21 protein-coding genes and 1 tRNA gene are annotated in these 20,198 nt (G+C 61.6%); 8 read left to right on the top strand and 14 right to left on the bottom strand.

The genetic code is table 11. From position 1 onward, the window contains the following. Positions 1-22 precede the first annotated feature (22 nt). From trxB to ACI3KQ_RS06600, 5 genes are all read right to left on the bottom strand, one after another. On the bottom strand, positions 23-985 hold the full coding sequence (gene trxB / locus ACI3KQ_RS06620) for a thioredoxin-disulfide reductase (RefSeq protein ID WP_404955958.1): 963 nt from the start codon (positions 983-985) through the stop codon (positions 23-25). A gap of 155 nt (positions 986-1,140) precedes the next feature. Further along, complete coding sequence (locus tag ACI3KQ_RS06615; RefSeq protein WP_404955956.1) at positions 1,141-1,878, bottom strand: peptidase; 738 nt, start codon at positions 1,876-1,878, stop codon at positions 1,141-1,143. Between the two features lie 24 nt (positions 1,879-1,902). Next, positions 1,903-2,778: a transglutaminase domain-containing protein gene (locus ACI3KQ_RS06610; protein WP_404955955.1), complete on the bottom strand. Its 876-nt coding sequence runs from the start codon at positions 2,776-2,778 to the stop codon at positions 1,903-1,905. 16 nt (positions 2,779-2,794) lie between these two features. Beyond that, entirely contained in the window at positions 2,795-3,727 is a 933-nt protein-coding gene (locus tag ACI3KQ_RS06605; protein ID WP_404955953.1) for an alpha-E domain-containing protein, read from the bottom strand. 70 nt (positions 3,728-3,797) lie between these two features. Then, a complete protein-coding gene (locus ACI3KQ_RS06600) occupies positions 3,798-5,207 on the bottom strand; it encodes a circularly permuted type 2 ATP-grasp protein (protein WP_404955952.1) in 1,410 nt (469 codons plus the stop codon). Positions 5,208-5,463: 256 nt separating this feature from the next. Here ACI3KQ_RS06600 and ACI3KQ_RS06595 point away from each other — a divergent pair. Both ACI3KQ_RS06595 and ACI3KQ_RS06590 read left to right on the top strand, forming a co-directional pair. Beyond that, positions 5,464-5,540, top strand: a tRNA-Met gene (locus ACI3KQ_RS06595). Between the two features lie 822 nt (positions 5,541-6,362). After that, complete coding sequence (locus tag ACI3KQ_RS06590; protein ID WP_404955950.1) at positions 6,363-6,695, top strand: lysozyme inhibitor LprI family protein; 333 nt, start codon at positions 6,363-6,365, stop codon at positions 6,693-6,695. Positions 6,696-6,858: 163 nt separating this feature from the next. On the opposite strand, the gene ACI3KQ_RS06585 is transcribed toward ACI3KQ_RS06590, so the two are convergent. Both ACI3KQ_RS06585 and ACI3KQ_RS06580 read right to left on the bottom strand, forming a co-directional pair. Next, complete coding sequence (locus tag ACI3KQ_RS06585) at positions 6,859-7,062, bottom strand: hypothetical protein (RefSeq protein ID WP_404955948.1); 204 nt, start codon at positions 7,060-7,062, stop codon at positions 6,859-6,861. A gap of 150 nt (positions 7,063-7,212) precedes the next feature. Then, complete coding sequence (locus ACI3KQ_RS06580; RefSeq protein ID WP_404955946.1) at positions 7,213-9,111, bottom strand: potassium transporter Kup; 1,899 nt, start codon at positions 9,109-9,111, stop codon at positions 7,213-7,215. A gap of 167 nt (positions 9,112-9,278) precedes the next feature. Here ACI3KQ_RS06580 and ACI3KQ_RS06575 point away from each other — a divergent pair, with 167 nt between their 5' ends. Further along, positions 9,279-10,505: an NAD(P)/FAD-dependent oxidoreductase gene (locus ACI3KQ_RS06575; protein ID WP_404956184.1), complete on the top strand. Its 1,227-nt coding sequence runs from the start codon at positions 9,279-9,281 to the stop codon at positions 10,503-10,505. A gap of 24 nt (positions 10,506-10,529) precedes the next feature. On the opposite strand, the gene ACI3KQ_RS06570 is transcribed toward ACI3KQ_RS06575, so the two are convergent. Together ACI3KQ_RS06570 and ACI3KQ_RS06565 are read right to left on the bottom strand one after the other, a co-directional pair. Then, the gene (locus tag ACI3KQ_RS06570; protein ID WP_404956183.1) at positions 10,530-11,003 is read right to left on the bottom strand and encodes a 2'-5' RNA ligase family protein; all 474 of its coding nucleotides are present in this window, start codon (positions 11,001-11,003) and stop codon (positions 10,530-10,532) included. Positions 11,004-11,040: 37 nt separating this feature from the next. After that, entirely contained in the window at positions 11,041-11,580 is a 540-nt protein-coding gene (locus ACI3KQ_RS06565; RefSeq protein ID WP_404956181.1) for a peroxiredoxin, read from the bottom strand. A gap of 225 nt (positions 11,581-11,805) precedes the next feature. Here ACI3KQ_RS06565 and ACI3KQ_RS06560 point away from each other — a divergent pair, with 225 nt between their 5' ends. The 3 genes from ACI3KQ_RS06560 to ACI3KQ_RS06550 are packed head-to-tail and all read left to right on the top strand — an operon-like array spanning position 11,806 to position 12,439. Next, the gene (locus ACI3KQ_RS06560; RefSeq protein ID WP_404955945.1) at positions 11,806-12,021 is read left to right on the top strand and encodes a hypothetical protein; all 216 of its coding nucleotides are present in this window, start codon (positions 11,806-11,808) and stop codon (positions 12,019-12,021) included. Beyond that, positions 12,018-12,260, top strand: coding sequence for a hypothetical protein (locus ACI3KQ_RS06555; protein WP_404955943.1), 243 nt, complete (start codon positions 12,018-12,020; stop codon positions 12,258-12,260). Before ACI3KQ_RS06560 ends, ACI3KQ_RS06555 begins: the two co-directional genes overlap by 4 nt. Then, complete coding sequence (locus tag ACI3KQ_RS06550) at positions 12,260-12,439, top strand: hypothetical protein (protein WP_404955941.1); 180 nt, start codon at positions 12,260-12,262, stop codon at positions 12,437-12,439. Before ACI3KQ_RS06555 ends, ACI3KQ_RS06550 begins: the two co-directional genes overlap by 1 nt. Before the next feature lie 53 nt (positions 12,440-12,492). Here the strand turns inward: ACI3KQ_RS06550 and mltG are convergent, their stop codons facing one another. The 5 genes from mltG to fabD form a co-directional block, all read right to left on the bottom strand. Beyond that, positions 12,493-13,464 carry an endolytic transglycosylase MltG gene (mltG, locus tag ACI3KQ_RS06545; RefSeq protein WP_404955939.1) on the bottom strand — a complete coding sequence of 324 codons (972 nt, stop codon included), beginning with the start codon at positions 13,462-13,464 and terminating at the stop codon, positions 12,493-12,495. Positions 13,465-13,474: 10 nt separating this feature from the next. Beyond that, a complete protein-coding gene (gene fabF / locus ACI3KQ_RS06540) occupies positions 13,475-14,734 on the bottom strand; it encodes a beta-ketoacyl-ACP synthase II (protein WP_404955937.1) in 1,260 nt (419 codons plus the stop codon). Between the two features lie 175 nt (positions 14,735-14,909). Further along, positions 14,910-15,143, bottom strand: coding sequence for an acyl carrier protein (locus tag ACI3KQ_RS06535; protein ID WP_007689016.1), 234 nt, complete (start codon positions 15,141-15,143; stop codon positions 14,910-14,912). 208 nt (positions 15,144-15,351) lie between these two features. Beyond that, the gene (gene fabG, locus ACI3KQ_RS06530; protein WP_404955934.1) at positions 15,352-16,092 is read right to left on the bottom strand and encodes a 3-oxoacyl-[acyl-carrier-protein] reductase; all 741 of its coding nucleotides are present in this window, start codon (positions 16,090-16,092) and stop codon (positions 15,352-15,354) included. A gap of 22 nt (positions 16,093-16,114) precedes the next feature. After that, positions 16,115-17,050 carry an ACP S-malonyltransferase gene (fabD, locus tag ACI3KQ_RS06525; RefSeq protein WP_404955932.1) on the bottom strand — a complete coding sequence of 312 codons (936 nt, stop codon included), beginning with the start codon at positions 17,048-17,050 and terminating at the stop codon, positions 16,115-16,117. Between the two features lie 177 nt (positions 17,051-17,227). Between fabD and ACI3KQ_RS06520 the strand changes: the two genes are divergently transcribed. Together ACI3KQ_RS06520 and ACI3KQ_RS06515 are read left to right on the top strand one after the other, a co-directional pair. Continuing rightward, positions 17,228-18,673, top strand: a complete 1,446-nt coding sequence (locus ACI3KQ_RS06520) for an efflux transporter outer membrane subunit (protein WP_404955930.1) — start codon at positions 17,228-17,230, stop codon at positions 18,671-18,673. Further along, positions 18,670-20,196 (top strand): efflux RND transporter periplasmic adaptor subunit, encoded by a 1,527-nt coding sequence (locus ACI3KQ_RS06515; protein ID WP_404955929.1) that lies wholly within the window; start codon positions 18,670-18,672, stop codon positions 20,194-20,196. Before ACI3KQ_RS06520 ends, ACI3KQ_RS06515 begins: the two co-directional genes overlap by 4 nt. Positions 20,197-20,198 lie beyond the last annotated feature (2 nt).

Below are 20,198 nucleotides of genomic sequence, written 5' to 3'. Positions count from 1 at the left end.
TCGACCCAGCCGACTGACCAGCTTATTCCGCCGCCATCGCTTCAAAATCGGCTTCGGCCAGGAATTTTTCCACGTCCAGCGCCGCCATGCAGCCCATGCCCGCCGCCGTCACCGCCTGGCGGTAGATTTTGTCGGTGACGTCGCCCGCCGCAAAGACGCCGGGGATATTGGTGCGGGTCGTTCCCGGATCCACCAGCAGATAGCCATCGTCCATCGGGAGCTTGCCCGCGAACAATTCCGTTGCGGGCTGGTGGCCGATCGCCACGAACGCGCCATCTGTCTCAATATGGGACGCCTTGCCGGTCACCGTATCGATCAGGTCGACGCCGACCAGTCCTTCAGGGTTGCCACCACCGACGAAACGCTCGATCTTCTGGTTCCACAGCACCTTGATGTTCGGGTGAGCGAAAAGCCGCTGCTGCAGAATCTTCTCCGCGCGCAGCGAATCACGGCGGTGGATCAGGGTCACGTCATGGCTGTGATTGGTGAGGTAAAGCGCTTCTTCGACAGCGGTATTGCCGCCGCCGATCACGACCACTTTCTTGCCGCGATAGAAGAACCCATCGCAGGTGGCGCAGGCTGACACGCCCTTGCCCTGCAACAGCTGCTCGCCCTCAGCGCCCAGCCATTTCGCCTGCGCGCCGGTCGAAATCACCAGACTGTCGGCATAGTAGACCGCGCCGCCGTCACCCTTAAGCCGGAAGGGACGTTCGGACAGGTCAACATCGACGATCTGGTCGTACATCATCTTTGCGCCGACATGTTCGGCCTGCGCCTGCATCTGCTCCATCAGCCAGGGGCCCTGGATGACGTCGCGAAAGCCGGGATAATTTTCCACATCTGTGGTGATGGTCAGCTGCCCACCCGGTTGCATGCCCTGCACGACGATGGGAGCGAGGCCAGCACGCGCGCCGTAAATGGCGGCGGAAAGGCCCGCAGGTCCCGATCCCAGGATCAGCATGCGAGTGGAATGGCTTGCGGTCATCAAATGTCCCCGGCGTTCAGATTCGTTCGTCGCGATGAAATAGGCTGCAACGGCGGACACGCAAGCCCAACCGTCTGATGCATTTGCTTGATCGCCGTGAAGCTCAGCCACTCCGCGCCGTTGGCCAAGGCCATCGCCTCGACCATTATAGCCGATCAGCCCAGCACGTTGGGCAGGTCCTCAAAACCCTTGCGCAGCGCCGCCGACCAGCCGAGCGAGAGTAGCTGGAATTCTTCGTTATCCGCCTCGATCCGGGTGCGGACCCGGAAATCGAACTGATCGCGTTCGATAACGGTCAGGTCCAGCGGCATGCCGACGGACAGGTTGGAACGCAGGGTCGAATCCATCGAGACAAGGACCGCTTTCGTTGCGTCTTCCAACGTCGTTTCGCGACGGACAATGCGGTCCAGGATCGGCTTGCCATATTTATGTTCGCCGATCTGAAAGAACGGCGTGTCTTCCGTGGCTTCGATGAAGTTGCCCGCTGAATAGATGAGGTAGAGGCGCTGTTTGCCGCCCCGCCGCTGCCCCGCGACCAGGATGGACGCATCCGCCCCCGACCCCTGCATTTCGATGGTGCTGCGATAATGATGCTGCATCTCGCACATCGCGTCGCCAACCAGTTGGGCCACACGGTGCATGGTCGCGCAATTCAGGATGCTTTCAATCTCTGGATCACGCTGCGAATCCTTGATCGCCCTGCCCAGCATCGCCTTCACCCCCTGGGTGATCGACAGATTGCCCGAACACATCAGCGTGATCGCGCGTTCGCCCGCGACGCTATAGGTAAAGCTCTTCCGAAAACGCGCGATATTGTCCATGCCCGCATTGGTGCGGGTGTCGGACAGCATGACCAGACCCTGATCCACGCGAACCGCCACACAATAGGTCATCGCCCATCGGGCTCCTATCCAACCTTAGATACTCAGCGGGATGGATGGCTGGGCACATTGTTGTTGCTGCCGCTGCAACTGCCGATCCTCCAACCCATCCTCCGCCTGCGCGATACGAACGTCCGCGTCAATCCAGATATCGCCCGCCACCGTCACAGAACCGCGGATGGGAGCCGCATCTTCCGCATCCAGGCCGGACGCAAGCCGCAGATAATGTTCCGTCACGCACACATGGTTGGACGGGTCGAACCCCACCCAGCCAAGGTCGGCGATCCATGCTTCCACCCAGCCGTGGGTTTCGTGCAGGGCCATGCCCTCCTGCGCCAGCAGATACCCAGTCACGTAACGCGCGGGCACCCCCATGGCACGCGCGCCCGCGATGAATATCTGCGCATGATCCTGGCAGACACCCGCACCGAGCGCGAACGCCTCTGCCGCCGTGGTCCTGGACGTTGTGGCACCGCTGCGATAGGCGACCGCGTTGCCCACGGCAGCGCTCAAATCATGCAGGCGGTTCAATATTCCTGCATCGCCGGGCAATGACAGAGCCATGTCCCTGATCGCATCCGACATGCGGGTCAGGGGCGTTTCGCGCAGGAAATAATCGGGGCGCAGGCAGCCTTGCTGAGGCCCCAGCACGCCGTTTCTGTCCTGTGTTTCCACAAGACCCTCCGCCACGATCACCGCACTGTCCAGCCGCTCGTTGCGAATCCAGATGGCCTCCATCTCTCCAAAGCTGTTGCGGTGGAAACCGTCCACAGGTTCGCCATTCACGCTGACCTGCCATTCCAGCACCTGTTGCATGGCGGTATCGATCGGCATCAGTTTCAGGCGCATCGCGGCGCGCCCCGCCGATGCCTGATAGTGATAGACCGTCTGATGGCGGACAATCAGTTTCATGCCCCGCCTGCCCCCTTCATCCAAAATGGTAGGTCTGGGCAATTTCGCCGCCCAGTCGGTCGGTCATCTCCAGCCCGCTTTGCACGGTTTCATGCAGTCCGACCCGGAAAATCTCTCCGCTGTCCGACTGTTCGAGGTCGGCCACCATCTGCCGCACCGTGTCATGACAGGGACCGCGGCTGTCATGCCACCCTGCCAACCGGTTCAACCGGTAGGCCATCTGGTCGTAGCAATAGGCGACGCTGCGCGGAAACATGCGATTGAGCATCAGGAAATCGGTGATCCGCCAGGGGGTGTAAGTTCCGCCATAGACGTGATGATAGGCCCGCGACCCCGACAAAGCGTGCAGCACCGACGTCCATTGATAATGGTCGCGATTACCCCCGATCACTTCGGTTTCAGGGAGCAGCACATAATATTTCACGTCCAGCAGCCGCAAGGTCATCTGCGCCCGCTCCAGCGCCGAACCGACCCGCAGAAAATCATGGCCTTCATTGCGCAACTGCCCCGAATGCGCGGCGCCCCGGAATGTCATGACCCGCGTCTTGACCCAATCGATCAGGGTGGGCAGCTGCCGCCGCGCCTCTCCCACATCATAGCTGTCGAGCTTGCGCCACCCTTCGTTCAGCGCCTCCCACATATCCTGCGTCAGCATGGTCCGGGCCGATTTGCCATTAGCCCGCGCCTTCAACAGGCAGGAACGGATGGAGCTGGGGTTGTCCAGATCCAGCATCAGATAGGACACCGCGTCGCTTTCGGTCACTTGCGGGCCTTCGGGAAAGGCAGCGCCATTGCCCGTGGCGCGCACGACCGACCGCCATTCGTCCCGGTGATGCGCGCCGGGCAGGATCGCCATGCGCTGCCCCATGGTCAACAAGCGGGCGGTGGCTTCGGCACGTTCCATATAGCGCGCCATCCAGAACAGGTTTTCGGCGGTCCGGCTCAGCATGGCCGAGCTTTCGGGCGAATATTTACCGTTCCGACAGGCAGTGCAAAATGTGGCGCGGCTGTCATCTCCATCAATCCTGCAACACCCATGTGTCCTTGACCCCGCCCCCCTGGCTGGAATTGACCACCAGCGATCCTTCGGTCAGCGCCACACGCGTCAGCCCGCCAGGCACCAGCCGGATCTGTTTCCCGACCAGGCAATAGGGTCGAAAATCGGCGTGCCGCCCGACCACTGAAGCCGGCCCCAGCGTCGGGACCATCGACAGGTCCAACGTCGGTTGGGCGATGAAGCCGCCAGGATTGCCCCGGATGCGATCGGCATAGGCGGCGATTTCATCCCGTGTCGCCTTGGGACCGATCAACATGCCATAGCCGCCCGATCCATGAACCTCCTTCGCGACCAGTTCGTGCAGATGTTCCAGTACATAGCTGCACTCGTCAGGCTTCGAACATTGCCAGGTCTGGATGTTTTCCAGGATGGGCTGCTCCCCCAGGTAGAAACGGATCATCTCTGGCACATAGATGTAAACCGCCTTGTCATCCGCGATGCCTGATCCCGGCGCGGATGCCAGCGTGACGCCACCATTGCGGTAAACGTTGAAAATACCCGGAATGCCGAGCATGCTGTCGGGCCGGAAAACCAGCGGATCGAGATATTCATCGTCGATCCGGCGATAGATGACGTCCACCTGCTTGGGCCCCAGCGTGGTCTTCATCCACACCCGGTCCTGATCCACAAACAGGTCCGCGGGTTCGACCAGTTCAATACCCATCAGGTCAGCCAGGAAGCTATGTTCATAATAAGCGCTGTTGAGCGCGCCGGGGGTCAGCAGGACGACAACCGGATCGCCCTTGCACGCGGGTGGCGCTACTTCCTTCAGGCTTTTGAGCAATTCGGCGGGGTAATCATCGACCGGCGCCACAATCCCCTGAGCAAAGAGTTCCGGGAACATGCGCGTCATGATTTCCCGATTTTCCAGCATGTAGGACACGCCCGACGGGGTGCGGCAGTTGTCCTCCAGCACTTCGAACCGGGCAGGGCCAGTGCGTACGATGTCGATCCCGACGATGTGGCTGTACACCTTGCCCGGCGGCGTGAAGCCCGCCATTTCCGCCAGGTAGGCGCTGTTCTGGTAGATGATGTCGGCGGGCATGATCCCGGCCTTCACGATTTCACCGCGATGATAAACATCGTGCAGAAAGGCGTTGAGCGCCCGTGTCCGTTGCCGAATGCCACGATCCAGCACGCGCCATTCCTGCGCCGTGAAGATGCGCGGCAACAGGTCGAAGGGGATCAACCGTTCCGGGTCGCCCCCTTCCCCATAAACCGCGAAAGTGATGCCGATGCGGCGAAAGATCGCCTCTGCCTCGTCCATCCGGCGATTGAGCCCGGCGATGCCTGTCCGTTCCACCCAGCTCTGCACTTCCCCATAACCGGGGCGCAACGAACCGTCCGGTTCAAACATTTCGTGGAAGGGCAAAGTGTCGATCCTCCCTCGGCGGTGACCGCCGGTTGTGCATTGCAACATTAGTGCAATGCAAAGGCGCGATTGCAAGCGCTAAAATGCGCGCCCTTCCCAAACCATGCCAAAAATATCGCGGCGACCCGCCGATTTGCCACACTGTGCGCAGGGCGACAGAATCTGCGGCGGCGTATCAAACCCCGTTGACCAGGCCCATCACCCTGCTTATAGCGCGCCCTCACCGCAGGGCTGCACAGCCCGGCGCAGCCCTTGGGGCGGAGTAGCTCAGCTGGTTAGAGCAGCGGAATCATAATCCGCGTGTCGGGGGTTCAAGTCCCTCCTCCGCTACCATACGGTAGGATATCTATCCAGAAATTTGCATTTCGAGGGGGCATAACGTGCTCGCCGGACGCAAGATACAACTGGATTTTTCAGCACCTTATCATGGCGCCCACCATGCCCGCGCTGTCCTTTGGCGACGTCGCCGGTGCCTTAAGCTCTCGCAAATATTCCCGCCGCAAGCGAACAGCCCATTATTGCCACTCGTTTTAACAGGGGATTAGGGCTATGATTTCTCAGCCGGAGAGATCGATGGTTTTACCCACCGCCGGTGCGTCACCTAAAGCTGAGAGGATAGGAAATGTTCTTTCCAATCTCTGCCCGCGCTTCTGCCGTTTGCGCTATTGGACTGTTGATGGGCAATGCCTCCGCTGCCTCAGGGCAGCTATCAGGAGACTGCATTCCAAATCCGATCGAGCCTGGGTCATGCCTTGGCATTGAATCGTTGATGTCCGGGGTGGCCGGACGCAACGAGAGATCCGACGCGCGCAGCTACCCAGCACATACTCGCGGAGACACGCCGCGCGCCCGCGTCAGAGATGGGCAGCGGCCAACCTCGCTGAACCCACCATCCAGCATCGTCAATCGTTCGAACGCCTCATCGAGACCTTCAGCAACCCAAAAAGGAAGTGCTGCTGTAGCCGGAGCGGTGGCGGGCGCTCCGGCGGGCAGAATCAGTTCGAAACCTTCAACCGCTGCTCCGACCGCAGTGTCGAAACCGACGAGAAGCGCGCCCATGAACGCATCCGCCCAGGAGCGGGCAAGGGCGCGAGCGCAGCGTTGATGGAACACCGGCCAACACTTGCCTTCCTTGTAATCCTGGGTTGCCTGGCGATGCCACGGTCTGCGAGCGCTGAAATGTACGACGCGGAATATCGGGGCTGCGCTGGTGACAGTTCGATTGCCACCGTGGAATGTCTCACCCGCAAGACCGCCGCGTGGGATGCCAGCCTGAATGCCAACTATTCAGCCGCATTGCGGCAGGTCGATCTCCAACAGCGCGATCCGCTCCGTCAGGCGCAGCGGCTGTGGATTCAGTACCGCGATGCCAATTGCCGCTTCTATGGCATGCGCGAGGGATCGCTGCGCCAGATCCAGGCCGCTGAGTGCCTGCGGTCAATGACCGCCGACAGGTCGCGGGAACTGAAAGATTTAGGAAACAACTAAGGTTCTCGCTCAGAACGATCTGACGTGATCAATCGGCAACGCTCTGCATTTGAAGGCTGCCTGGTCAAATGTATCGGCGTAAGCGTTGTTGGGATGGACCCGAGGCGGATCACCGGGCCATCAAAGGCACGCCTTTCTCTCCGGGTTTATTAGCGCGCTTGCTTCAGCGCGGCTGTGCGCTTTCCTCGTGGGTCAGCGTCAGGACGGATGGGTATAGCAGGACGACCGACGCCCCTGCCAATATGACCAACCCAAGGATCAATGTGGCGCGGCGGTCCAGTTTCCCTCTATGCCCAGCGTAAAGCACCGCACCAAACAGTGCCGCTGCAAGAAGCACGATGAGCGTCGTAAGGCCTACCCAAGACATGACTTTGCCTCCAAATCCATTTGCAAGAGAAACAATCGGCCGGAGCCGGTTTCGTTCCTACCCTGGGAGTATCAGCAGCAGGAAGCCAGCCACCCCGCGTTCCCCGCACCGAGGCTGAAAGCGCCACTGCCGAGGCGATGGCGTTCCCGATCAGATTTCCAGTTGCGATCCCAGCTCAACCACCCTGTTGGTCGGCAGCTTGAAAAATGCCATCGGGCTTTCCGCATTGCGTACCATCCATGCGAACAGTCGCTCGCGCCAGATCGCCATGCCGGGTCGGGATGAAGGCACCAAAGTCTCGCGGCTCAGAAAATAACTGGTGTCCGCGACGCCGATCGGTCCTCCACAATCGCGCACCGTTTTCATGGCGGCGGGCACATCGACATTTTCCATGAAGCCATGACGCAGCACCAGGCGGAAGAAGCCCTGGCCGTAATCCTGCGCTTCGGTCCGTCCGTCGAACGGCAGGTGTGGGACCTCTTCGGTGCGCACGGTCAGGATGATGTTGCGTTCATGCAGGATGCGGTTGTGCTTTACATTGTGGAGCATGGCGGGCGGCACGCCTTCGCCCGACGCGGACAGAAAGATCGCCGTGCCCGGCACACGCTTGAGCGATGACCCCGCCGACCGAATGAACAGGTCCAGGTCCATGGCGTCTTCGCGCAGGGAATTACGCATGATCCGCCGCCCGGTGGCCCATGTCGTCAGCACCAGGAACGATATCGCAGCGACCATCAGCGGGAACCAGCCGCCGTCCGGTATCTTCGTCGCGTTGGACAGGAAATAGGCGCCGTCGATGATCAGGAACAGCCCGGTCACGGCTCCTGCGATCAGCGGATTCCAGCGCCACACGCTGAATGTCAGCACGCCCAGCATGCATGTTGTGATGACCATCGTGCCCGTCACCGCGATGCCATAGGCCGCCGCAAGGTCGCTCGAACTGCCAAAGCCCAGCACCAGCATGATGACGCAGGCCAGCAGCGCCCAGTTGATCAGCGGAATATATATCTGCCCTGCCGTCGAAGCGCTGGTGTGCAGGATGCGGAGCCGGGGCAGGAAGCCCAGTTGAACCGCTTGACGCGTCACGGAAAAAGCACCCGAAATGACCGCCTGGCTCGCGATTACGGTCGCCATCGTGGCCAATATGACCAGCGGCAGGCGCGCCCATTCGGGGGCGAGCAGGAAGAAGGGGTTCTGCGCCGCCGCCGGATTATCCAACAGCAATGCCCCCTGCCCCAGATAGTTGAGCATCAGGCAGGGCAATGCCGCGTAAAGCCAGGCGATGCTGATCGCTTTACGGCCGAAATGCCCCATATCGGCGTAGAGCGCCTCTGCCCCCGTGACCGCCAGCACGACCGAGCCCAGCGCCAGAAAGGCCAGCTTTGGATCGATCTGAAAGAAATACAGCGCCCAGGCCGGGTTCACGATCTGGAAAATTTCCGGGTGACGCAGGATATTGGCGATCCCCAACACGGCCAATGTCACGAAATATACCGCCATGACCGGTCCGAACAGCGCGCCGACCCTGGCCGTTCCGAAACCCTGGATAACGAACAGCCCGATCAGGATAACGATGGCGATCGGCAGCACCAGCGGGGTCAGCCCCGCTTCGACCACGGTCAGCCCCTCAACCGCGGACAGCACCGAAATGGCCGGGGTGATGATGGCGTCGCCATAGAATAATGACGTCGCCAGCACCCCCAGAACCATGATGGCGGGCGTCCAGCGCGTGTCTCCCAACCTGCGGCCGATCATCGCCAGCAACGCCATGCTGCCGCCTTCGCCATCATTGTCCGCCCGCAGGATGATGAAGACATATTTGACCGTGACGACCGACATCATGGTCCAGAAGATCAGCGACAGCACACCATAGATATGCGCCGGGTCAACCGCGAGTGGATGATGCCCGACAAAACTTTCCTTCAGCGCATAGAGGGGCGACGTGCCGATGTCGCCGAACACGACGCCCAATGCCCCCAGCGCAAGTGATGGAAGCGACCCATGCGAAGCATCGGCGCTGTGTCCGCTCAATTCCTGCTGCGTGGGCATGTGTGCGAGTCCCCCTATTTTATGACGCGCCCTATGCCACATCTGGCCAGCGCCGCGCCACCAGCGAAGCGTGGGGCAACGCGGCAATCTTCGCCGCCAGCCCTTGCCAGCCCCGGCAAAGCGCGCCAATGACGGCGCGGGACACGCTTGGAGAGGATCGGGGGCCGATGAACCATTATGATGTTGTGATCGTGGGTGCCGGTCATGCCGGCGCACAGGCGGCAATATCCCTTCGCCAGCTGGGCTTTGAAGGGTCGGTCGCGATGATCGGCGATGAAAAGGACCCGCCTTACGAACGGCCTCCTTTGTCGAAGGAATATTTTGCGGGCGACAAGAGTTTCGACCGCATCCTGATCCGTCCCGCGAGCTTCTGGCCCGAACGTAACATCGACATGCTGCTGGGCCACCGGGTCAAGACCGTCGATGCCCAGGCCCACACCCTGACGGCTGGCGGCGAGCAGATCAGCTATGGCAAGCTGATCTGGTGCACCGGCGGCAGCCCGCGCATGCTGACCTGCAATGGCGCCGACGCATCCAACGTTCACGCCGTCCGTCGCCGCGACGATGTCGACGCGATGATGGCGAAACTCGACCAGATCGAACATGTGACCGTCATCGGCGGGGGCTATATCGGCCTGGAAGCTGCCGCCGTCCTGACCAAATTGGGCAAGAAGGTCGTGCTGCTGGAAGCGTTGGACCGCGTTTTGGCTCGCGTCGCGGGCGAAGAACTGTCGCGTTTCTATGAAGCGGAACATCGCGCCCATGGCGTCGACCTGCGCACCGGCGCCCGGATGGACTGTATCGAAGTGGCGGATGGCAAGGCTACCGCCGTGCTGATGCAGGATGGTGAACGGATCGAAACCGACATGGTCATTGTCGGCATCGGCATCATCCCCGAAACCGGCCCGCTGATCGCGGCGGGTGCAGCGGGCGGCAACGGCGTCGATGTGGACGAATATTGCCGCACCAGCCTGCCCGACATCTATGCCGTGGGCGATTGCGCATCGCACGCGAACCGCTTTGCCCGCGGCGCTCAGATCCGGCTGGAATCGGTGCAGAACGCCAATGACCAGGCAAAGACCGCCGTGGCCCACATCATGGGCAAGGAAGACGCCTATGACGCCGTGCCATGGTTCTGGTCGAACCAATATGACTTGAAGCTTCAGACCGTCGGCCTGTCCATCGGCCATGACCACACGATTCTGCGCGGCGACCCTGCCAACCGCAGCTTTTCCGTGCTGTATCTGAAAGCGGGCAAGGTGATCGCGCTCGATTGCGTCAACGCGGTGAAGGATTATGTCCAGGGCCGCGCGCATGTCCTGTCAGGCGCGCTGCTCGATCAGGACCAGCTTGCCGACGCGTCGGTTCCGCTGAAGGAAGTGGGCCTCGCCTGAGAAGTTGAGAAGTATCGTCGCGGCCTACCCCCGGAAACTCGCCTTCATGGCCAGTTCCCACGGTCCGCCGCGATAATGCCATGCCGCAAGCCCGCTGATCTGCAAGCTTCGCGGCCGAAACCCGGCGCTCAATTCAGCCGCGAGTTTGCGCGCTTCGTCCGGCGCGACCTTGTTCTGCACGGTCAGGTGCAGTTGGGGCCGTGCCAGGTCCTGCGGTGTCAGCAAGCCTGCAAAAGCCTGCGCCAGTTCGTCGCGCATGCTGAGCAAATCGGCGCTTTCCACCTGGTAGGCGACACCCCGTCCCAGCAGCATGACTTTGGCCAGCGTCGCGGCCGGAGCCGGACCTGCGCACAGCCCCCTGATCCGTACAGCCAGCTCCGGTAGAATCGACGGCGGCAGATGGTGAAACAAGGTTATGTGCGCGGGCACGACATTGCGATCGGGCGGAAAATGCGCCCGCCGAAGCCCGTCTGCCCAAGCAAAATCCTGCGCGCCCATCAATGCCGTCACGATGATGGGCGCAGATGCCGGACGTTCAGTCAGCCCGATGCGCCTTCACCCACTCCAGCACCGGTTCAGGGCTGCTCATGCCGTATGGGTCGTCATCCTCACCGACATCGTTAATCCCTGGCTCTTCGAACCAGGCGACGATTTTTCCATCGTCGACCACCATCGCGTAACGCCAGCTGCGATCGCCAAAGCCCAGATGGTTCTTCTTGATCAACATGCCCATCCGGCGCGTGAAATCGCCCGACCCGTCCGGTAGCAGCTTGACGTTCGTGATCCCCAGATGCTTGCCCCACTGGTACATTACGAACGCATCGTTGACCGATATGCAGTAGACGTCATCGACGCCCAGCGCCTTGAAATCGTCATAATAGCGCTCAAAGGCCGGGCATTGTTCGGTCGAGCAGGTCGGGGTGAATGCTCCGGGAAGGGAGAAGACGACGGCGCGCTTGCCCTTGAACAGCTCTCCGGTCTGGATGTCCTGCCAGCGGAATGGATTGGGGCCACCGACACTTTCATCCCGCACGCGCGTTTTCAGCGTCACATCAGGTACGGCACGTCCCAGCATCATGAAATCTCCTTCTAGTGGCGCTGCTTTCCCGCTTGGCCAGGCGCATATATGATGCACTGACCGTCAGGCGACAAGCAACCGTCGGGCAAGGAAACACATTGCGATTTGTTACGACAGGCTGAGGGGATCATGCTAAGCATGTCTCATCGAGCGAAACCAGCCCGCAAGCCTTCGCATTGACAGAGAGACCATCGCGCTCCCGCTTGCCGCTGGAGTATGCCCATGGAAGATCTCAACCACCTGCTGAAAAATGAACAGATCGAACTGCTGAAGGAGCAGACGTCGTCATGCACCGCGACGCGGGCCACGCACCGCTATCGCGCAGGCATCTATGCCCGTCGGATTCGGGAGCATGGCCATCCCTATCGATCTGGTTCTGTACAGGGCGGTTCGGCATTCGCCCCTTATCCGTTCGGCGGAGAGGGCCGCGCATCATGAGCAGGGCGATCAACATGTCCGTCAGCGTGGGTGAGATCGAAAAGCTATGCGCCACGCACAATTTCCGCATTTCGACAATCGAACCCCTGGCATCCGGTGGTTCGCGCGTGGTGCTGTTGGATGGCAGGGAAGCCGATAAGGTCCGCAAGCTGTTGAGCAACAAAATCATCACCGGTGAGGTCAAGCGCTCCGCAGCCCATGTCTCTCGCCATCCTCCTGCTACCCCCAGGAAATATTGATGCCCGAAATCACGGATCTCCAGATTCAGCAGCGAATGGAACAGTTCAGCGCCGCAGGCGCGACGTGCGACCTGACAAGGCAGCACCACGAAAACCTGGCCCGCGCCTATGGCAAGATCATCAGCGTCGTAGAACGCGATCGCTCCAAAGCGGCATCCCGGCGAGGCGTGAGAAGCTAGGAGTTGTTCGAAGCAGGCGTTTATATAGTGGTCGTGATGCGCCCACCGACGCCCTATAATTCCCCGCGCGCGCGTCGGATGTCGAACCATTTTCGGACATTCCGATTATGCTGCTCCAGCGTCTCGGCGAAGATGTGGCCGCCCTGTCCGTCCGCGACGAAATAGAGCGCCTTGGTTTCCGCAGGTTGCAAAACTGCGAGGATCGACAGCTTGCCTGGATTGGCGATCGGCCCTTTGGGCAGGCCGGTCATGGCATAGGTGTTGTAATCGTTGACGGCGGTAATTTCCGACTTGTTGATGCGACGCCCTAGCGGTTTTCCCTTGGTGATCGGGTAGATGATCGTCGGGTCGGCCTGCAGCATCATGCCTACCTTCAACCGGTTGCCATAGACGCCCGCGACGGTGGGTCGTTCCTTCGCTATGGCGGTTTCCTTTTCGACAATGCTGGCCAGGATGATGGCTTCTTGCGGGGTCTTCACCACGGCGTCCGGCGCGCGTTCGGCCCACAGCTTCGCCAGCGTCCGCTTCATCGCGTCCTGCATGCGTTTCAGGACTGCCGCCCTGCTCTCCCCCTTGTCGAAAGCATAGCTGTCGGGCAGCACGCTTCCTTCGACAGGCACCTTGATCGTCCCGGTCAGCTGCTCATTGGCCATCAACCGCTCATAAACCAGGATCGAAGGCATGCCTTCCGGGATGGTGACGAGCCGGGTCAGCGTCTTGCCGCCTTGCAGAATCGAGAAAATATCCGAATTGCTCGCGCCCTTCGGAATCAGGAACTCGCCCGCCTTGATCGACTTGCCCCGCCCAAAAACCTTGGTTCGCGTCAGGAAAGCGTCGGCGGAGCGCACCGCCCCATTCTGCTTCAGCAGCACCGCCGCATCCGCGATCGACGCTCCTTCGGGCACGACGACATGGATGTCGCCCGCCGCCGGGCCTGCTTCGGTCCAGCCATAGACGAACCGGAACGCGACAAAGGCAGCGACGGCCAGGCCGACCAGCAAGATGCTAAAGCCAAGCCGCCGCATGAAAATGGCCTCAGATCGCCTTCATGATGAGGGATGCGTTAGTGCCGCCAAAGCCGAAGCTGTTGTTCAGCACCGCGCGCACCTTCCGCTCCTTGGCGACATGAGGAACCAGGTCGACATTCGCGCAGCTTTCGCTTGGCTCGTCCAGGTTCAGCGTCGGTGGGACGATCTGGTCACGCATCGCCAGGATGCAGAAAATGCTTTCCACAGCGCCAGCGCCGCCCAGCAAGTGGCCGATCGCGGACTTGGTGCTGCTCATCGACATGGTCGACAAATTGTCCCCGAACAGCCGCTTGACCGCGCCCAGTTCCAATTCGTCGCCCAGCGGAGTCGATGTGCCATGCGCGTTCACATAGTCGATGTCGGACAGGCTGAGGCCCGATTTCCTGAGCGCCATTTCCATCGAACGATAACCGCCGCTGCCTTCGGGATGCGGCGCCGTGACATGATAGGCATCGCCCGACAGGCCATAGCCGATCACTTCGGCATAGATTTTCGCGCCGCGCTTCTTGGCATGCTCATATTCTTCCAGAACGACGACGCCCGCGCCTTCGCCCATGACAAAGCCATCGCGATTGACGTCATATGGGCGACTCGCCTTTTCCGGCGTGTCGTTGAAGGCGGTCGACAGGGCACGGGCCTGCGCGAAACCAGCGATGCCGATGGGACAGATTGCGCTTTCCGCGCCGCCCGCCAACATCACGTCGGCATCGTCCATCGCGATCATCCGCGCGGCGTCGCCGATCGAATGCGCGCCGGTCGAACAGGCGGTAACGACCGCGTGATTCGGCCCCATCAGGCCATATTTGATCGAAACCTGGCCCGAAATCAGGTTGATCAGGCGGCCATGGACAAAGTGCGGGCTGACCCGGCTTGGCCCCTTGTTGGCGAGCACCAGCGATTCGCTTTCGATGCCCGGCAGGCCGCCGATACCCGACCCGATCGAACAACCGGCGCGCAGTCGTTCTTCCTCGCTCATATTGTCCAGACCCGCGTCGCGCAGCGCCTGGCTGGCGGCGGAGATGCCGTAGACGATGAAGGGATCGACCTGCCGCTGGATCTTGTGATCAACGTCCAGCGACGGATCATAGCCATATTCGTGCCCCGCGGGCTTCACCTCGCAGGCGATGCGGCACTTATATTCAGTGGGGTCGAACCGCTCGATCCTCGCCGCGCCGGATTTGGACGCGATGATGTTCTTCCACGTGGTTTCGACATCTCCACCCAGAGGGGTCACCATGCCAAGGCCGGTTACGACGACGCGACGCATATATCTGCTCCGAAAAACTACATGAACTTGCGCCGTTCCTTAGCGGCTTGCGAAGCGCTTGTGAACGGCGGTCCAGATACAAAAAGGCTCCCCAAGGTCCGGTTTCCCGGACAGGAGGGAGCCATTTTCTTAAACGCTGCGGCCGGAACCTGTCGGGGCCAGCCGCTGAACGCTCTTACTGCTTGCTGTCGATATAATCGATCGCATCCTTGACGGTGGCGATCTTTTCGGCCGCATCGTCAGGAATCTCGACGCCGAACTCTTCCTCGAACGCCATGACCAGTTCAACGATGTCCAGGCTGTCTGCGCCCAGGTCGTCGATGAAGCTTGCGTCCTCGGTTACCTTTTCGGCTTCGACGCCCAGATGTTCGACGACGATTTTCTTAACGCGATCCGCGGTCTCACTCATGAGTGGTCCTTTTTACTGGGTATCGTTGAGGTTATGAATAATTGTTAAGGCATGCCCTAGAGCCAAGCCCCGTGCGAGGCAAGAGGCAACAGATGATCGAAAAGGATGATTTCCGCCCCCTGTCAATCATCCCGATGGCACAATGAAGCGTTGATGCAAATAGCCAAGCGCGCCCTGCCATGTTACCGACCGCGCGCGCCCGATGCCGTCACACCATCGCCATGCCGCCATTCACATGCAGCGTCTGGCCGGTGACATAGCCTGCTTCACGGCTGGCAAGATACACGACCGCAGCGCCGATATCTTCGCCATTACCGAGGTCGCCTGCGGGTATTTTCTGCAGAATCGCGCCCTTCTGCGTGTCGTTCAGTTCGTCGGTCATGGCCGATCGGATGAAGCCGGGCGCGACGCAGTTCACGGTGATGCCCCGGCTCGCCAGTTCCTGACCCAGCGATTTCGACATGCCGATAATGCCCGCCTTTGACGCCGCATAATTGGCCTGGCCCGGATTGCCGGTGACACCGACGACCGACGTGATGGAGATCATCCGGCCAAAGCGCGCCTTCATCATCGGCTTGGCGGCGGCGCGCATCAGGCGGAACGCTGCTTCCAGATTGACGGAGATCACGTCGGACCACTCATCGTCCTTCATTCGCAGGATCAGATTATCGCGCGTGATCCCGGCATTGTTGACAAGGATGTCGATCTTGCCGCCCAGCGCCTCGACCGCTTGCCCGATCAGCGCGTCCACCGACGCGGGATCGGAAAGGTTGCAGACCAATGTCTTGTGATCGCCACCCAGTTCCGCGGCAAAGGCCTTGAGCTTGCCCTCATTGCTACCCGACAGCGCCAGCGTGGCGCCCTGCGCCGCCAGCGCCTTTGCAATGGCGGACCCAATCCCGCCCGAAGCGCCCGTCACCAGCGCGGTCATGCCTTTCAGGTCGAACATAGCTATTATCCTTTTTATATCTTCAGAAAGCTGCCAGCGCGGCTTCGACATCATCCATGCTCACGACGCTGCGCACGTTGGCGTCCGGGGCAATGCGCTTGATCATCGGCCCCAGCACCTTGCCCCCCAGCTCCACAAAGTCGGTGACGCCCGCGTCCCACATCGCGGCGACCGATTCACGCCACCGCACCCGGCCGGTGACCTGCTCCACCAGCCGCAGGCGGATCTGGTCCGGGTCAGCAATCGCGCTGGCCAGCACATTGGCGTAAACCGGCAGCAGCGGCGTGTTGATCTTTGCATCAGCGAGCGCCTGCGCCATCGCATCGGCGGCGGGCTGCATCAGCGGGCAGTGGAACGGTGCGGACACCGGCAACAGCACGCCGCGCTTGATGCCATGATCCTTGACCAGGGCGACCGCGCGCTCGATGGCGCCGCGATGACCGGAGATAACGACCTGGCTTGGATCATTGTCGTTGGCGACGGTGCATATTTCCCCTTGAGCGGCGGCGTCGGCCAGCGCCTGCGCCTTTTCGATATCCGCGCCCAGCAGAGCCGCCATAGCCCCGTCGCCCACTGGAACAGCGGCCTGCATCGCTTGCCCGCGCAGCTTCAGCAGCCTGGACGTCGTCGCAATGTCGAACGCCTCGACACCACATAGCGCGCTATATTCGCCAAGGCTGTGGCCAGCGACGAAATCGCCCTTCTCGCCAAGGGAAAAGCCGCCTTCCTTCTGCATCACGCGCAACGTCGCCAGTGCATTGGCCATGATCGCGGGCTGAGCGTTCTCCGTCAGCGTCAGGTCGCTGTCCGGCCCTTCCACCATGATGCGGAACAAATGCTGGTTCAGCGCGTCATCGACCTCTTGAAACAGTTCTTTCGCAGCTGGGCTCGCTTCGGCCAGCGCCTTGCCCATGCCCACCGACTGGCTGCCCTGCCCCGGAAAAACAAATGCCCTCATCATCCACCCTTTGACCAAAGGACGCCCACAAAAGCGCCACTTTTCAAGACCGTTACACTTTACGACATTATTGGCATTGAGGCGTCACGCCGATTTCGGCACTTACCGAATGCGTGATCTCATTGCCCCCGCAAATGTCTGCGGGTCCCTTTAACGACGACGGAGTGCTAGGAAAAGGTGCGATATCGCTTTGCCTGGACTGCCACAGCGGCGCTGACGCTGTCGGCCTGCGCGGCAGGTCCCGACTATAAGCCGCCCCGGCCCGCGTCGCTGGGCGTGCCAGCGACCTATATTCAGGGGAATAACGCACTCATCGATGAAGCCGCTCTTGCGAACTGGTGGACCCGGCTTGGCGACCCCGCGCTCGACCTGCTGATCGACCGGGCGGTCGCCAGCAACCTGGACATCGTGCAGGCGCAGGTTCGTCTCCGTCAGGCGCGGGAATCCCTGCGTCAGACAAACGCCGCTTTCCTGCCGCAGGTGAACGCGTCCGGCAATGCGGGCCGCAACTATTCCAACCGTGGCGGCGGCACGCGGGTCGATGACAATGGCAATGTTATTTCCGGGGGCACCGACAGCTGGAGCAGCAGCTATACGCTGGGCGCCAACGCCAGCTGGCAGATCGATCTGTTCGGCGAACTCGCCCGCTCTTCGCAAGCCGCGCGCGCCGACCTCGCCGCATCCGGCTATGACCTTGCCAATGTGCGCGTGACGATCATCGCCGAACTGGTCACCAACTATGTCCAGGCCCGGCTGGCGCAGGAACAATTGCGCATCGCCCGCGAGACAGAGACTATTCAAAAGGACAATTTCGACATCGCCGGATGGCGGTTGCAGGCGGGGCTGGTGTCGTCGCTCGACGAACAACAGGCCCGCGCACAGCTAGCGCAGACACGGGCGGCCATCCCACAGCTTGAAGCCGGCCTGCGCGGCAGCCTGAACCGCATCGCAGTCCTGACCGGCCAGGCGCCCGGCGAAGCGACCCGGATGCTGGAAAGCCCCGGCCCCATTCCCGCCGCGTCCATCGCTATCGTCACGGGTATTCCCGCCGACACGCTGCGCCAGCGTCCCGATGTGCGGTCGGCAGAGCGCGCCCTCGCCGCAGCCACCGCGCGGATCGGCGTCGCTCAGGCCCAGCTTTACCCGGCCTTGGGCATCAGTGGGAATATCGGCACCAGCGCGGCCTCCTTCAAAAGCCTGTTCGACATCATCACCGGCGGCATATTCGCCAATGTCGCCCAGGTGATCTTTGATGGGGGGCGCCTGGCGTCGCAGGTGCGATCCCAGCGCGCAGCCGCAGAAGGCGCGTTCGCCGCCTATAAGCAGAATGTGCTGATCGCTCTGGAGGATGTCGAAAACGCCGTTGCTGCCCTGAACAGCGCCCGCGCTCGCAAGGCGCAGTTCGGCACGGCATTCGAAGCGTCCAACAATGCCGCGATCCTGGCGCGCAGCCAGTATGAAGCCGGTCTTATCGACTTCCAGACGCTTTCGACCAGCGAATCCACTCTTTTGAACGCGCGCAACAGCCTCGCCGCCGCACAAGGTGACGAAGCGCTCGCCATCGCCCAGCTTTACAGTGCGTTGGGCGGCGGCTGGCAGAATATGGAAAACTCGCCCGCATGAGCAACGATGTGACCAAAGATCAGGACCTTGACGATTTCCTGGGAGCAAAGCCTGCAAAGCCCTGGCGCAAGTGGGTGGTGCGGGGCGGCATCGGCCTTGCGCTGCTGGTCCTTGTCCTGCTCGTGGCGCGATGCTTTTCCGGCGACGATCAGCCCAACTACGCCACGCGGGAAGTGCGCCGTGGGGACCTGACCGTCACCGTGTCCGCGACCGGCAACCTTAAGCCGATCAATCAGGTCGATGTAGGCTCTGAACAGTCCGGCAAGATCACCGCCGTCTATGTCGACGTGAATGACCGCGTGACGAAGGGCCAGAAACTGGCGGAACTGGACACGCGCCGTCTGGTCGACAGCGTGACGCAGAACCGGGCGCAGGTCACTGCCGCCCAGGCCAGCGTCGCGCAGGCGCAGGCCCAGGTCGCCCTTTCCAAGGCGACATTGGACCGGCAACTCAACGTCTATCGCCTTTCGGGTGGACGGGTCCCGGCGAAGACGGAGATTGACGCTGCCCGCGCCGATTATCAATCCGCGCTTGGTTCCCTTCGCGCCGCGCAGGCCCAGGTCGACGTGTCGCGCGCGCAACTTTCGACGGCGCAGACCAACCTGTCGATCGCGCAGATCGTCTCACCGGTCACCGGCGTCGTCCTGTCCCGCGATATTGAACCGGGCCAGACCGTCGCGGCGTCGCTCAACGCCCCCGTCCTTTTCACCATCGCGGAAGATCTGACGCAGATGGAAGTCGAAGTGTCGGTCGATGAAGCCGATGTCGGGCAGGTAAAGGACGGACAGGCGGCCACCTTCAACGTTGACGCTTTCCCCGGCCGCAGCTTCCCCGCGCAGGTAACGCGGATCAATGTCGGATCGAACGCATCGGGCAGCGCGTCCTCAACCTCCTCCAGCGGCACGAGTTCCGCCAGCAGCACGGCGGGGACGGTGGTCGCCTACACCGCCGTTCTGGCAGTGGATAACAAGGATCAGATCCTGCGCCCCGGCATGACCGCCACGGCCGACATCGTGACCCAGCAGTTGCGGGATGTCCTGCTGGTCCCCAACGCCGCGCTGCGTTTCAAGCCCAACGCCAATGCCGGACAGGGTGGCGGCATCACCAGCCAGATCGTGCCCAGCCGCCGTTTCCGCCGGGGCAACAACAACCGACAGGTCAGCTTCGGCGCGGGTAGCAGCCAGACCGTCTATGTGGTCGCAGACGACGGCAAGCCCAAGGCGGTGCAGGTCACGGTCGGCGCCAGCGACGGGGTTCGGACCGTGATCACTGGCGGCGACCTGAAACCGGGGATGCGCGTCATCACCGGCCAGCTCGCCGCCGGTCAGGAAGCGCCGGCTGAAGATAAAAATGGCCGGGACGATCGTCAGGGCGCACCTGCCCAGCCCCGCAACCGCGCGTCGGACGGCAGCCCCGCAACCGTCGGGAAGCTAGGCAATTCCGGTGACTCTCCACCCGAAACCGCCCCTGTCGCTCCTTCGGCAGGCGAGCCGCGCGCGGCCAACCGCCAGGCCGGAAATTAACT

The organism is Sphingobium sp. ZW T5_29, from assembly GCF_044987515.1.
Taxonomy (GTDB): domain Bacteria; phylum Pseudomonadota; class Alphaproteobacteria; order Sphingomonadales; family Sphingomonadaceae; genus Sphingobium.
The sequence above is the reverse complement of the archived record's forward strand: the minus strand, read 5'-3'. Positions and strand labels throughout refer to the sequence as shown.

What these genes read in the sequence shown, in the direction of transcription:
- trxB (WP_404955958.1), bottom strand. Translation starts at nt 985, where the DNA reads ATGACCGCAAGCCATTCCACTCGCATGCTGATCCTGGGATCGGGACCT.
- ACI3KQ_RS06615 (WP_404955956.1), bottom strand. Translation starts at nt 1,878, where the DNA reads ATGACCTATTGTGTGGCGGTTCGCGTGGATCAGGGTCTGGTCATGCTG.
- ACI3KQ_RS06610 (WP_404955955.1), bottom strand. Translation starts at nt 2,778, where the DNA reads ATGAAACTGATTGTCCGCCATCAGACGGTCTATCACTATCAGGCATCG.
- ACI3KQ_RS06605 (WP_404955953.1), bottom strand. Translation starts at nt 3,727, where the DNA reads ATGCTGAGCCGGACCGCCGAAAACCTGTTCTGGATGGCGCGCTATATG.
- ACI3KQ_RS06590 (WP_404955950.1), top strand. Translation starts at nt 6,363, where the DNA reads ATGCCACGGTCTGCGAGCGCTGAAATGTACGACGCGGAATATCGGGGC.
- ACI3KQ_RS06585 (WP_404955948.1), bottom strand. Translation starts at nt 7,062, where the DNA reads ATGTCTTGGGTAGGCCTTACGACGCTCATCGTGCTTCTTGCAGCGGCA.
- ACI3KQ_RS06580 (WP_404955946.1), bottom strand. Translation starts at nt 9,111, where the DNA reads ATGCCCACGCAGCAGGAATTGAGCGGACACAGCGCCGATGCTTCGCAT.
- ACI3KQ_RS06575 (WP_404956184.1), top strand. Translation starts at nt 9,279, where the DNA reads ATGAACCATTATGATGTTGTGATCGTGGGTGCCGGTCATGCCGGCGCA.
- ACI3KQ_RS06570 (WP_404956183.1), bottom strand. Translation starts at nt 11,003, where the DNA reads ATGGGCGCGCAGGATTTTGCTTGGGCAGACGGGCTTCGGCGGGCGCAT.
- ACI3KQ_RS06565 (WP_404956181.1), bottom strand. Translation starts at nt 11,580, where the DNA reads ATGCTGGGACGTGCCGTACCTGATGTGACGCTGAAAACGCGCGTGCGG.
- ACI3KQ_RS06560 (WP_404955945.1), top strand. Translation starts at nt 11,806, where the DNA reads ATGGAAGATCTCAACCACCTGCTGAAAAATGAACAGATCGAACTGCTG.
- ACI3KQ_RS06555 (WP_404955943.1), top strand. Translation starts at nt 12,018, where the DNA reads ATGAGCAGGGCGATCAACATGTCCGTCAGCGTGGGTGAGATCGAAAAG.
- ACI3KQ_RS06550 (WP_404955941.1), top strand. Translation starts at nt 12,260, where the DNA reads ATGCCCGAAATCACGGATCTCCAGATTCAGCAGCGAATGGAACAGTTC.
- mltG (WP_404955939.1), bottom strand. Translation starts at nt 13,464, where the DNA reads ATGCGGCGGCTTGGCTTTAGCATCTTGCTGGTCGGCCTGGCCGTCGCT.
- fabF (WP_404955937.1), bottom strand. Translation starts at nt 14,734, where the DNA reads ATGCGTCGCGTCGTCGTAACCGGCCTTGGCATGGTGACCCCTCTGGGT.
- ACI3KQ_RS06535 (WP_007689016.1), bottom strand. Translation starts at nt 15,143, where the DNA reads ATGAGTGAGACCGCGGATCGCGTTAAGAAAATCGTCGTCGAACATCTG.
- fabG (WP_404955934.1), bottom strand. Translation starts at nt 16,092, where the DNA reads ATGTTCGACCTGAAAGGCATGACCGCGCTGGTGACGGGCGCTTCGGGC.
- fabD (WP_404955932.1), bottom strand. Translation starts at nt 17,050, where the DNA reads ATGAGGGCATTTGTTTTTCCGGGGCAGGGCAGCCAGTCGGTGGGCATG.
- ACI3KQ_RS06515 (WP_404955929.1), top strand. Translation starts at nt 18,670, where the DNA reads ATGAGCAACGATGTGACCAAAGATCAGGACCTTGACGATTTCCTGGGA.